The following is an 11,222-nucleotide window of genomic DNA, read 5'->3' as shown; positions in this document are numbered from 1 at the left end:
GGAACAGGTGCTCGGTCTCGACGAACTCCGGCGTCTCCCCGTTGATCCGCGAGCGCGGGTTCTTCAGGTCGGCCGGGTCGAGCTGGTTGCCGCAGTTGTCGCACTGGTCGCCGCGGGCGCTGTCGTAGCCACAGATCGGGCAGGTGCCCTCGATGTAGCGGTCGGGCAGCGTCCGGCCCGTCGACGGGCTGATGGCGCCCAGCTGCGTCTTCGGGATGACGTAGCCGTTCTTCCACAGCCCTTGGAACAGGTCCTGGGTGACCTTGTAATGGTTGCCGGTGGTGGTGCGGGTGAACAGGTCGTAGGACAGGCCGAGGCCCTCGAGGTCGCCGGCGATCTGGCGGGTGTACTTGTCCGCCGTCTCGCGCGGGGTCGCGCCCTCGGCGTCGGCCTGGACGAGGATCGGCGTGCCGTGCTCGTCGGTGCCCGAGACCATGAGCACCTTGTGCCCGGACATCCGCATGTACCGGGAGAAGACGTCCGAGGGGACACCGAATCCGGACACATGACCGATGTGGCGGGGGCCGTTGGCGTAGGGCCAGGCCACCGCGGTCAGCACGGGGTTGCTCATGGCGAATTAGCCTACGGAGGAGTACCCGTGGACTTCGAACGGGTTAGAGGTCGCGCAGGTAGGTTGGTGGATGCCCGCCAGGCCTATCTGCGCGGCCTCTCAGATACGCGGGAGGGCTTGTGTCGGCCACACGGCTGCTGGTGCTGGGGGTCGTGCGGATGTACGGCCAGGCGCACGGCTACCAGGTGCGGCGGGAGCTGCTGACCTGGTCCGCGGACAAGTGGGGCAACACCGCGCCCGGCTCGATCTACCACGCGCTGAGGAAGATGGCGCGGGAGAAGCTCCTCGAGGAGGTCGAGACCGGCGCGGAGGGGCGGGGCCCGGACCGCACGGCCTACCAGCTGACCCCGGACGGCGAGACCGAGTTCCAGGTGCTGCTCGCCAAGAGCCTGTCCGAGTACGACGACGGCACGCAGGCCGGCTACGCCCTCGCCGCGGCCGTCACCTTCATCACCGCGCTGCCCCGGGCCAGGGCGATCGGCCTGCTGCGGCACCGGATCAACCAGATGGAGGGCAGCCGCACCATCGTGGCGATCGTCCTGGAGCACGGCGTCGACTGGGGCCATCCGCAGCACGTCGAAGAGCTGTACCGGCTGTGGGACACCAGCCTCGACGCGGTGCTGGGCTGGGCACGGGGCCTGGTCGTCCGGCTCGAGGCCGGCGAGTACGTGATGGCCGACGACGCGGCCGGGGCGTTCGGGCAGCCCGGTAGCGCGACCAGCTAGTCAATTTTGACTAAGACTTGTCAGTGGCGCATGCTACCCACTGCTCACAATGTGACAGAGGGGAAAGCCATGATCGAAGCACGCGGCCTCGCCCGGACCTTCCGGTCCCGGGGCCGTTCCGTCGAGGCCGTACGCGGGGTCGACCTCGACGTCCAGGCCGGCGAGCTGGTCGGCTTCCTCGGCCCGAACGGCGCCGGGAAGACCACCACGCTGCGCATGCTCACCACGCTGCTGCGGCCGACCGCGGGCAAGGCCACGGTCGGCGGCTGCGACCTGCTCGCCGACCCGCTCGGCGTGCGCAAGAAGATCGGCTACGTCGCCCAGGGCGGCGGCACCGCACCCGAGTGCCGGGTCATCGAGGAGATCGAGATCCAGGGCCGGTTCTACGGCCTCACCAAGACCGACGCGGTCCGCCGCGGAGCGGAGCTCGCCGCCCAGCTCGACATCGAGGGGCTCGAGCGGCGGCTCGTGAAGACGCTGTCCGGCGGCCAGAAGCGGCGCCTGGACATCGCGCTGGGGCTCATCCACTCCCCCGGCCTCGTGTTCCTCGACGAGCCGACCACCGGGCTCGACCCGCAGAGCCGGGCCAACCTGTGGGAGCACATCCGGTCGCTGCGCGGCGAGCACGGCGTCACCGTGTTCCTCACCACCCACTACCTCGAGGAGGCCGACTCGCTGTGCGACCGGATCCTCGTCATCGACAACGGGAGGATCGTCGCCGAGGGCACTCCGGACGAGCTGAAGTCCCGGGTCTCCGGCGACGGCGTCTCGGTCGAGGTGCCCGCCGAGTCGGTCACCGACGCGGCCGAGATCGCCGGCAGGCTCCCCGGCGCCCAGGAGGTGTCCACTGTGGACAGCACGGTGCGGTTCCGGGTGCCGCGCGGGGACACCGCGCTGCCGGACCTGCTGCGCGCGCTGGACGGCAAAGGCATCGCGATGACCTCGATCCAGGTGCACCGGCCGTCGCTCGACGACGTGTTCCTCACCCTGACGGGCCGCACGCTGCGCGACGCCGAGGCGGCGCCGGCTCCGGTCGAGGAGAAGGAGGCCTCCGGTGTTGCGTGACATCTGGCTGGTCTTCCGCCGGCACATGGCGATCTCGCTCCGCAACCCCGCCTGGGTGCTGATCGGGATCATGCAGCCGGTGCTGTACCTGGTGCTGTTCGGGCCGCTGATGGAGAAGATCGTGTCCTCGACGCCCGGCTTCCCGCCCGGCGACGCGTGGCAGATCCTCACCCCCGGCCTGCTGGTGCAGCTGGGTCTGTTCGGCAGCATGTTCGCCGGCTTCTCGCTGCTCGCGGACCTGCGCACGGGTGTGCTGGAGCGGATGCGGGTCACCCCGGTGAGCCGGATGGCGCTGCTGCTCGGCCGGGTGCTGCACGACTCCGTGCAGCTGATCGTGCAGGCGGTGCTGCTCGTGGCGCTCGCGGCGCTGGTGTTCGGCATGCGCGCGCCGATCGGCGGGATCGTGCTGTGCCTGGTGATGGTGGCGCTGCTCGGGGTCACGCTGTCGTCGTGCTCGTACGCGATCGCGCTGCTGCTGCGCAGCGAGGAGGCGTTCCCGGCGGTGCTCACCAGCGTGTCGGTGCCGCTGCTGCTGCTCACCGGGATCCTGGTGCCGATCACCACGGAGCTGGCGCCGAACTGGCTGTACGTGCTGTCCCGGATCAACCCGTTCGCGCACGTCATGGACGCCGAGCGGGCCTCGTTCCGCGGCGACTACAGCATGGACGGGCTGCTCACCGGAAGCGTGGTGCTGTTCGTGGTCACCGTGCTCGCCGTGTGGTGGGGCGCCCGCACGTTCCAGCGTGAGAACGCCTAGCGTCCCGGGGCGCTGATCAACGGGACGAGGTCGGGGCCATGGCCTCGACCTCGTCCCGTTCGGCCTCCTCGCGGGCGTAGCGCTGGTCCATCTCCGCGAGGGCCTCGGTCCCGAGCTCAACCATCCTCTTGAGCGCCTCCGCGTCGAAGGACAGCTCGAACTCGGTGGACCCGAGCACCAGGTGGGTGACGTTGCTACCCGAGACGGAGAACCTCACAGTCCTCGGTGACATTGAGCCACAAGCCAATCTTCACGCCGCCGTTCATGCCTCGGTTCCCTTCGTCGCTGCGGGCCGGCGGGACGACGTGGGAGACACGGACCTCGGATGGCGCCAGTACCGTGTCGTTCGTCCCGCCAGCGTTAGCACGGTATCATTATTACCGTGCAAATGATTACGTGCGATGGTGTGAACGTCGAACCGCACGTGCTACGGAGGGTGTTTAGGGTGATCGCATGACAGTCGGGATGACCCGCGGGAAGCGCAGGCTTGGCCGCTACCTTCGGCCGCACCTGGAGCTGTCCGGGCTGAAGATCGAACAGGTTGCCAAGGAGGCCGAGTGCGCCCGGCAGACGGTGTCGCGTCTGCTGTCGGGAGACGCCCTGCCCCGGAAGCACCTCTTCATGGCCGTCCTCGCCGCGCTTCGCGTCGCCGGCGAAGATCGGACCAAGGCGCTGGAGCTGTGGGGGCTCGCGGACGCCGCGACGGTCACCGTCGAGCACGCCAGCACCCTCCGGCCGTCATACCGACGATTCCGGATGGACGAGGGCGAGGCAGTGCTTGAGCGGACGATGGACGCAGTGGTCATCCACGGATTGCTCCAGACCGCCCGGTACGCCGAGGCGTTGTCGCTGGCCAACAGGTCTCGTTGGAAGGGCGCCTGGGACTCGGCTACCGGCGTCGCCGAACGCCGTGACCGGCAAGCCCTGCTGACCCGGCCCGACCGACCGTTGGCGCTCCACGCGCTGCTCGACGAAGCGGTGCTCCGGCGAACGGTCGGCGGCCCGGACGTCCTGCGCGAACAGCTCGACCACCTGGTCGAGGCCGGGTCCCGCCCGAACGTCACGATCCAGGTCATCCCGGCTTCCGCCGGCGCCTACGGCGCCATGTCCGGGCCACTCATCCTGCTCAGCTACCCCGAGGAGGACGAGCCGGATTCGGCGTACGTGGAGAGCTTGATCGGGATGTCAGCGGTCGAGAAGGATGACGACGTGGCGACGTTGTCCGCCGTGTGGGACGGCGCGGCGTCGGCAGCCCTGCCGGCTGATGAGTCGGCCCGTCTGATCCGAGCGGCGAAGGTAGGAACATGACCGAGAAGACGTGGCGCAAGAGCAGCGCCAGCTCGAGCAACGACCAGTGCGTCGAGGTGGCCGGCACACTGGCCGACCTCCGGGACAGCAAGTCCGCGGACGGCGCTGAGCTGGCCGTCGGCCGGCGCGGCCTCGCGGAGCTCGTCTCCGCGGTGAAGACCGGAAAGATCGGCGGCTGAGCCCGCCCGAGACCAGAACCCCGGCGGCCGGACCGCCGGGTTCTGGTCTCGGCAGTGGTCGGTCAGCGGTTGACAGCGGTCATGCCCTGCGGGGTGTACCGGTCGCCGGCCACCGAGCCGCCCGGCACGGCCGAGTCGATCTCGGCCAGCTGGTCGGCGGTGAGCCGCACGTCCGCGGCGGCCGCGTTCTCCTCGAGGTAGCGGACCCGCTTGGTGCCGGGGATCGGCGCGATGTGCTCGTCCTGCGCGAGCAGCCACGCGAGCGCGACCTGGACCGGTGTGCCGCCGAGGGTGGTCGCGAGGCCCTGGATCCGCTCGGCCAGCGCGATGTTGCGGGCCAGGTTCTCGCCCTGGAACTGCGGCAGCCTGCGGCGGAAGTCGCCCTCGCCGAGGTCGCGCAGGGTGTCGAGGTTGCCGGTGAGCATGCCCCGGCCGACCGGCGAGTACGGGACCACGCCGATGCCGAGCTCGCGGCACACCGGCAGCTGGTCGTCGACGATCCCGCGGTTGAACAGCGAGAGCTCCGACTGCAGCGCGGTGATCGGGTGCACCGCGTGCGCGCGGCGCAGGGTGTCCGCGCTGACCTCGGACAGCCCGATGTGGCGGATCTTGCCGGCGGCGACCAGCTCGGCCAGCGCGCCCACGGTGTCCTCGATGGGCACGTTCGGGTCGCGGCGGTGCAGGTAGTACAGGTCGATGTGGTCGGTGCCGAGCCGGCCGAGCGACCGGTCGACCGCGCCCCTGACGTACTCGGGGCTGCCGTCGACCCGGACCACGCCGCCGCCCACGACCTCGAGGATGCCGAACTTGGTGGCGAGCACCACCTCGTCGCGCCGGTCCTTGATCGCGCGGCCGACCAGCTCCTCGTTGTGGCCCGTGCCGTAGACGTCGGCGGTGTCGAGGAAGCTCACCCCGAGGTCGAGCGCCCGGTGGAGCACGCCGATCGACTCGGCGTCGTCGGCCGGCCCGTACGTCTCGGACATTCCCATGCAGCCGAGCCCGAGCGCGGACACTTCCAGCTCACCCAGCATGCGCTTGTGCATATGCGTCTCCTCCGTGTTCCCCTGCAGGCAACACCTTGGTGCGCGCTCCAGGTCAAGCGCCGTGCTCAGCCCGCCGGGCCTCGAGCACCGCGTCGTAGAGCTGCTTGCGGCTCACCCCCGCCGCGGCGGCGACCTCGCCCGCGGCGTCCTTGAGCCGGGCACCCTCGGCGACCAGCCCGCCGACCCGCTCGACGAGCGTGGCGAGGTCCGGCGCCGCGCCCGGCTCGGCGCCGGCCAGCACGACGGTGATCTCGCCGCGCACCCCGTCCGCCGCCCATTCGGCGAGCTCGGCCAGGCCGCCGCGGCGGATCTCCTCGTAGGGCTTGGTCAGCTCCCGGCACACCGCCGCCCGCCGGTCGCCGCCGAGCACCTCGGCGGCGAGCGCGAGCGTGGCGGCGATGCGGTGCGGCGACTCGAAGAACACCGCGGTGCGCGGTTCCCGCGCCAGTGCCGCGAAGAACCGGCGGCGCTCGCCGTCCTTGCGCGGCGCGAAGCCCTCGAAGCAGAACCGCTCGCACGGCAGGCCGGACAGCGCCAGCGCGGTGGTCACCGCGGACGGGCCGGGCAGGCAGGTGACCGGCAGACCGGCCTCGACGCACGCGGCGACGAGCCGGAAACCGGGGTCGGAGACACTCGGCATGCCGGCGTCGGTCACCAGCAGGACGGTCCGCCCCTGCTGGACCGCGCCGACGAGGCCGGGCAGGCGGGCGGTCTCGACCGCGTCGTAGAAGCTGACGACCTTGCCGGCCGGCGGCACGCCCAGCGCGGCGGCGAGCGAGCGGAGCCTGCGGGTGTCCTCGGCGGCGATCACGTCCGCGCCGGCGAGCGCCTCGACCAGGCGCGGCGAGGCGTCCCGGGAGTCGCCGAGCGGGGTGGCGGCCAGGACCAGCCGGCCGTGAGTGTCCAGCGGAGCCATTGGCCCAAGTGAACACTCACGGCCGCCCGCGCCGGCAATCAGCCCCTACCGGCGTGCACCAAACCACTCGAGAAAGGATAGTCGGAACCGACCGTTGTCGCCCGATGAACGCGAACCCGACGCAGAGCGCACACCACGCCGCCTACGATCTCTTGCCGTGAGTGCCCTCCTCAGCCGGCCGGCCGATTCGCCGACCACCTCGGTCACCGGCCGACCGATGTCGGAGGCCGAGCTCGCCGAGCTGCAGCTGGTCGGCAAGCCGATGCCGACCGACCGGTTGCGCGGCTGGCTGGTCGCCGGCTTCCTGGCGCTGCTCGGCGGCGTCGTCCGGCTGCAGAACCTGGGCTTCCCCACCGACAAGGGCGCGCCCGTCTTCGACGAGAAGCACTACGTGCCGCAGGCGTGGGAGATGCTGCGCAACGGCGGCTACGAGGACAACCCCGCGTACGAGCTGACCGTGCACCCGCCGTTCGGCAAGGAGCTGACCGCGGTCGGCGAGTGGCTCTTCGGCTACAACGCCTGGGGCTGGCGGATCAGCGCCGCGGTCGCCGGGACGCTGATGATCCTGCTGGTCGTGCGGATCGCGCGGCGGCTCACCCGGTCGACGCTGCTCGGCGGGATCGCCGGCGTGCTGCTGATCTGCGACGGGCTGTCGCACGTGCAGAGCCGGATGGGGATGCTCGACATCTTCCTGGCGTTCTTCGTGCTGCTCGCGTTCGGCTGCCTGCTGATCGACCGCGACCAGGTCCGGCTGCGGCTCGCGGCGACCGTGCGCGAGGGCTGGACCGACGAGTCGCGGTTCGGCCCGCGGCTGGGCTTTCGCTGGTGGCGGTTCGCGGCCGGGGTCTCGCTCGGGCTCGCGTGCGGGTCGAAGTGGTCCGGCGTGTTCTTCATCGCCGCGTTCGGCCTGATGACGGTGGTCTGGGACGCCACCGCGCGACGGTCGGCCGGGGTGGCGTCGCCGTGGAAGGGCGCGTTCGTCCGGGACGTGCTGCCGGCACTGTGGGGGCTGCTGCTCATCCCGCTGCTGGTGTACCTGGCGACCTGGTGGGGCTGGTTCGCGAGCGAGACGGGGGTCGACCGGCATCTGGCGAACCAGGCGAACCACCACGGTTGGTACGACTTCGTGCCGACGGCGCTGCGCTCGCTGTGGCAGTACTCGGGCAACGTGCTGGACTTCCACGAGCACCTGGTGACGCCCGCGAAGGACCAGCACCCGTGGGAGTCGAAGCCGTGGACGTGGCCGATGGGCCTGCGCCCGATGCTCTACTACTACGACGGCGGCACCATCACCTGCGGCGAGGACCGGTGCGTCTCGGCGACGATGCTGGTCGGGACGCCCGCGCTGTGGTGGCTGTCGCTGCCGATGCTGGGCTGGGGCCTGTGGCGGATGATCGGCCGGCTGGACTGGCGCTACGCCGCCGTGGTGGTCGCCTACCTCGCGGGCCTGCTGCCGTGGTTCACCAACCTGGACCGGCAGATGTACTTCTTCTACGCCACGCCGATGGCCGCCTTCCTGGTGCTGGGCCTGGTACTCGTCCTGGGCCAGATCCTGGGCGGCGCGCACGAGGGGTACGAGCGCCGGGGCACCGGTCTGCTCGTCGTGGCCCTGTACGTGGGCGCGGTGGTGGCCAACTTCGTGTGGCTGTGGCCCATCCTGAACGGCGACTCGATCACCGAAGGCCACTGGCAGGCCGAGCTCTGGCTACCGAGCTGGCGCTAGCGAGCTCGATGCCCTGAACGACGCGCTCGGGACGCTGAGCGTCCCGAGCGCGTCGTTCAGGGCATCCCGCGGGTGCGGTGGACGAGCTTGGTGACCGGGCCTTCCTCGGCCTGGCCCGCGCGGGCCAGCCAGGCGCCCATCTCCCTCGTCACCGCGGCCAGGGTCGGACGCCGACCCGGGTCGGCGTCCAGGGACGCGGTCAGCAGCCGCAGGTGTGAGCTGCGCCGGGGCAGCTGGGTCAGCGGCTCGGACCTGGCCGCCGCCATCAGGGCGGCCATCGCGTTGTCCCGGGCGCCCCGGGGCGGGCTGCCGGCCAGCGCGAAGCTGACCGTCGCGGCCAGCTGCCAGGCGTCCGACGCCGGGGTCGCGGGCGCGCCGCTCGCCGTCTCGGGGGCGAGGAAGTCGGGGGTGCCGACCATCATTCCCGCCGCGGTCAGGGTGGAGTCGCCCTTGGAACGGGCGATGCCGAAGTCGATCAGGTGCGCCAGGCCGTTCGGGTCGATGATCACGTTCGCCGGCTTCACGTCGCGGTGCAGCACGCCCTTGCCGTGGGCCGCGGTCAGCGCGCCGGCCATCGTCACCCACAGGCGCGCCGCCTGGACGTCGCTGAGCACCCCGTTCTCGTGCACGGAGTCGGCCAGCTGCTCGCCCTCGATGTACTCCATCACGATCCCGAGGCCGTCGGAGTCGGAGATGATGTCGTACACCCGCACGCAGTTCGGGTGGTGCACCGCGGCCAGCGCCCGCGCCTCGCGCAGCATCCGCGCCTCGGTCTCGGCGTCCGGTGCGTGCGCGAGCTTCACCGCGACCGTCCGGTCGAGCTGCGTGTCCTTCGCCAGCCACACCGTGCCGAACCCGCCCTGACCGAGCGGCTTGATCTTCTGGAACCGGCCGCCGTTGTTCTGCCACAGCCCGGTCGGCGCCTTCGGCGGCCCACCCGTGGCGAACGGCAGCGGGCCGGGATCCGCCGCGAGCTTGGCGAGTGCCGCGCGGTCGGGCTCCGGCTCCCGCGGGGCGGCCAGCCGGGTTGGCGGCGGCATCCGCGCGGGCTGCTGTGGTACGGGCGGCTGGTAGGGCGCCACCCGCGGCGGCGGCTCGTACGGCGGCGGCATCTGCTGCGGCGGCGGCCTCTGGTGCGACCGCTCGATCACCGACCAGCTCGGCGGCCCGACGGCCAGCACCGGGATCATCCCGAGCACGCTCATCGGCACGAAGCCGAGCCACATCATGGCCGCCACGTTCGCCGTGACCGGCGCGGTGAGCAGCCACATCAGCACGAACGGCAGCCACAGCAACCGGCCGGGCCACCTCGGCCCGCGGCGCATCGCGGCGCGCGCCTGCAGCCACACGAACAGCAGGCCGAGCCCAGGCAACGCGACCAGCAGGCCGATCCGCACGAACAGCATCAGCATGCCCTCGCGCGGGTGCACCAGGACCTCGTAGACGTTCTGCCGGCCGCCGAGGAAGTCGTCCTGCTGGCCGACCCAGCCGCAGAAGACCTGCTTGGTCGACTGGGCCTCCGCGGCGGTGAGCCCGCTCGGCGTACCGCGGGCGACGTTGTGGAACACCTCGGACGCGCCGATCGTGAACAGCATCGGCATGAGGAACACGAAGAACCCGCCGGCCACGGCGAAGACCGAGATCGTGGCCGCGTTGTAGGTGTTGCCGGTTCCCTTGCGCACCAACGCGACCAGCAGCGACCCGAGCACCGGCAGCAGCCCGACGAGCGCACCGGCGGCAAGCGTGGCCCACACCCAGTCACCCGGGCAGAAGCCGGGGCCGAAGATGCCGTGCGCGAAGGACAGCAGCGAGCTGCCGAGGTTGATCAGAAAGTCCACGAGATCCCGCCCTCCCTCCCCGCTGCCCATGAGACCGGACGAATTCCGGTTCGGATCCACCCTATGTCGAGCCGTGACCCGAGGCTGACGACATCCACTACTTACACCGTAAGCAAAACGGGGCATCCAACGATGGAGACGTTCGCGATGATCGTCGCGTTGCTCCGGCTCATCGCGATGGTGCGCGGACGCGAACCGGTGGACTAGGTTTCGACCATGGGCGCCTACGACGACGCGTACCGGCAGAGCCTCGACGACCCGGAAGGGTTCTGGCTGGCGGCGGCCGCCGCCCTGGAGTGGACGAAACCCCCGACCAGAGCGCTGGACGACAGCGCGGCGCCGCTGTACCGGTGGTTCCCGGACGGCGAGCTCAACACCTGCCACAACGCGCTGGACCGGCACGTCGAGGGCGGCCGCGCGGAGCAGGCCGCACTGATCTACGACTCACCGGTCACCGGCGGCAAGGCGTCGTTCACCTACCGCGAGCTGCGTGACGAGGTCGCGCGGTTCGCCGGGGTGCTCGCGGGCCTGGGCGTCGGCAAGGGCGACCGGGTGATCATCTACATGCCGATGGTGCCGCGGGCCGTGGTCGCGATGCTCGCCTGCGCGCGGCTGGGCGCGGTGCACTCGGTGGTGTTCGGCGGGTTCGCGCCGCGCGAGCTCGCCACCCGGATCGACGACGCCACGCCCAAGGTCATCGTCGCCGCGTCGTGCGGGGTGGAGCCGACCAGGGTCGTCGAGTACAAGCCGATCATCGACGAGGCGCTCGCGATGACCGCCCACCAGCCGGACTCCGTGGTCGTGCTGCAGCGCGAGCAGGCGACCGCGACGGCCGCCAGGAGGTCGACTGGGACAAGGCGATGGCGACCGCGGAGCCGGCCGACTGCGTGCCGGTCGCGGCCACCGGCCCGCTGTACGTGCTCTACACCTCCGGCACGACCGGCCGGCCCAAGGGCGTGGTGCGCGACAACGGCGGGCACGCGGTGGCGCTGGTCTGGTCGCTGACCAACGTCTACGACATCCACCCCGGCGAGGTGTTCTGGACCGCGTCGGACGTGGGCTGGGTCGTCGGCCACTCCTACATCGTGTACGCGCCG

11 protein-coding genes and 1 pseudogene are annotated in these 11,222 nt (G+C 71.3%); 7 read left to right on the top strand and 5 right to left on the bottom strand.

Annotated elements, in window-relative coordinates; all coding sequences use genetic code 11:
• Positions 1 to 571, bottom strand: a 571-nt coding sequence (locus tag GEV28_RS39740) for a class I tRNA ligase family protein (protein WP_291419117.1), incomplete at its 3' end; no start/stop codon positions are given.
• A gap of 119 nt (positions 572 to 690) precedes the next feature.
• Between GEV28_RS39740 and GEV28_RS39735 the strand changes: the two genes are divergently transcribed.
• From GEV28_RS39735 to GEV28_RS39725, 3 genes are all read left to right on the top strand, one after another.
• Positions 691 to 1,296, top strand: coding sequence for a PadR family transcriptional regulator (locus GEV28_RS39735; protein ID WP_291419115.1), 606 nt, complete (start codon positions 691 to 693; stop codon positions 1,294 to 1,296).
• A 69-nt stretch (positions 1,297 to 1,365) separates the two neighbouring features.
• A complete protein-coding gene (locus GEV28_RS39730; RefSeq protein WP_291419113.1) occupies positions 1,366 to 2,361 on the top strand; it encodes an ATP-binding cassette domain-containing protein in 996 nt (331 codons plus the stop codon).
• Positions 2,351 to 3,118 carry an ABC transporter permease gene (locus tag GEV28_RS39725; protein WP_291419111.1) on the top strand — a complete coding sequence of 256 codons (768 nt, stop codon included), beginning with the start codon at positions 2,351 to 2,353 and terminating at the stop codon, positions 3,116 to 3,118. Before GEV28_RS39730 ends, GEV28_RS39725 begins: the two co-directional genes overlap by 11 nt.
• 16 nt (positions 3,119 to 3,134) lie before the next feature.
• On the opposite strand, the gene GEV28_RS39720 is transcribed toward GEV28_RS39725, so the two are convergent.
• Complete coding sequence (locus GEV28_RS39720) at positions 3,135 to 3,335, bottom strand: hypothetical protein (protein ID WP_291419109.1); 201 nt, start codon at positions 3,333 to 3,335, stop codon at positions 3,135 to 3,137.
• Between the two features lie 236 nt (positions 3,336 to 3,571).
• Between GEV28_RS39720 and GEV28_RS39715 the strand changes: the two genes are divergently transcribed.
• Both GEV28_RS39715 and GEV28_RS39710 read left to right on the top strand, forming a co-directional pair.
• Positions 3,572 to 4,426 (top strand): helix-turn-helix transcriptional regulator, encoded by an 855-nt coding sequence (locus tag GEV28_RS39715; RefSeq protein ID WP_291419107.1) that lies wholly within the window; start codon positions 3,572 to 3,574, stop codon positions 4,424 to 4,426.
• Positions 4,423 to 4,605, top strand: coding sequence for a DUF397 domain-containing protein (locus GEV28_RS39710; protein ID WP_291419105.1), 183 nt, complete (start codon positions 4,423 to 4,425; stop codon positions 4,603 to 4,605). The genes GEV28_RS39715 and GEV28_RS39710 overlap by 4 nt, the downstream gene beginning before the upstream one ends.
• A gap of 62 nt (positions 4,606 to 4,667) precedes the next feature.
• Here the strand turns inward: GEV28_RS39710 and GEV28_RS39705 are convergent, their stop codons facing one another.
• Both GEV28_RS39705 and rsmI read right to left on the bottom strand, forming a co-directional pair.
• Positions 4,668 to 5,648 (bottom strand): aldo/keto reductase, encoded by a 981-nt coding sequence (locus GEV28_RS39705; protein WP_291419103.1) that lies wholly within the window; start codon positions 5,646 to 5,648, stop codon positions 4,668 to 4,670.
• Positions 5,649 to 5,700: 52 nt separating this feature from the next.
• The gene (gene rsmI, locus GEV28_RS39700; protein WP_291419101.1) at positions 5,701 to 6,564 is read right to left on the bottom strand and encodes a 16S rRNA (cytidine(1402)-2'-O)-methyltransferase; all 864 of its coding nucleotides are present in this window, start codon (positions 6,562 to 6,564) and stop codon (positions 5,701 to 5,703) included.
• 217 nt (positions 6,565 to 6,781) lie between these two features.
• Here rsmI and GEV28_RS39695 point away from each other — a divergent pair, with 217 nt between their 5' ends.
• The gene (locus GEV28_RS39695; RefSeq protein ID WP_291419119.1) at positions 6,782 to 8,287 is read left to right on the top strand and encodes a phospholipid carrier-dependent glycosyltransferase; all 1,506 of its coding nucleotides are present in this window, start codon (positions 6,782 to 6,784) and stop codon (positions 8,285 to 8,287) included.
• 56 nt (positions 8,288 to 8,343) lie between these two features.
• Here GEV28_RS39695 and GEV28_RS39690 read toward each other — a convergent pair whose 3' ends face one another.
• Positions 8,344 to 10,125 carry a serine/threonine-protein kinase gene (locus GEV28_RS39690; RefSeq protein WP_291419099.1) on the bottom strand — a complete coding sequence of 594 codons (1,782 nt, stop codon included), beginning with the start codon at positions 10,123 to 10,125 and terminating at the stop codon, positions 8,344 to 8,346.
• A gap of 216 nt (positions 10,126 to 10,341) precedes the next feature.
• Here GEV28_RS39690 and GEV28_RS39685 point away from each other — a divergent pair.
• Positions 10,342 to 11,222: pseudogene (locus tag GEV28_RS39685) on the top strand (AMP-binding protein); the annotation flags it as partial.

Origin of the sequence: Actinophytocola sp. (assembly GCF_009379765.1) — a bacterium.
Lineage (GTDB): Bacteria > Actinomycetota > Actinomycetes > Mycobacteriales > Pseudonocardiaceae > Actinophytocola.
This window is presented reverse-complemented; position numbering and strand designations above follow the sequence as displayed.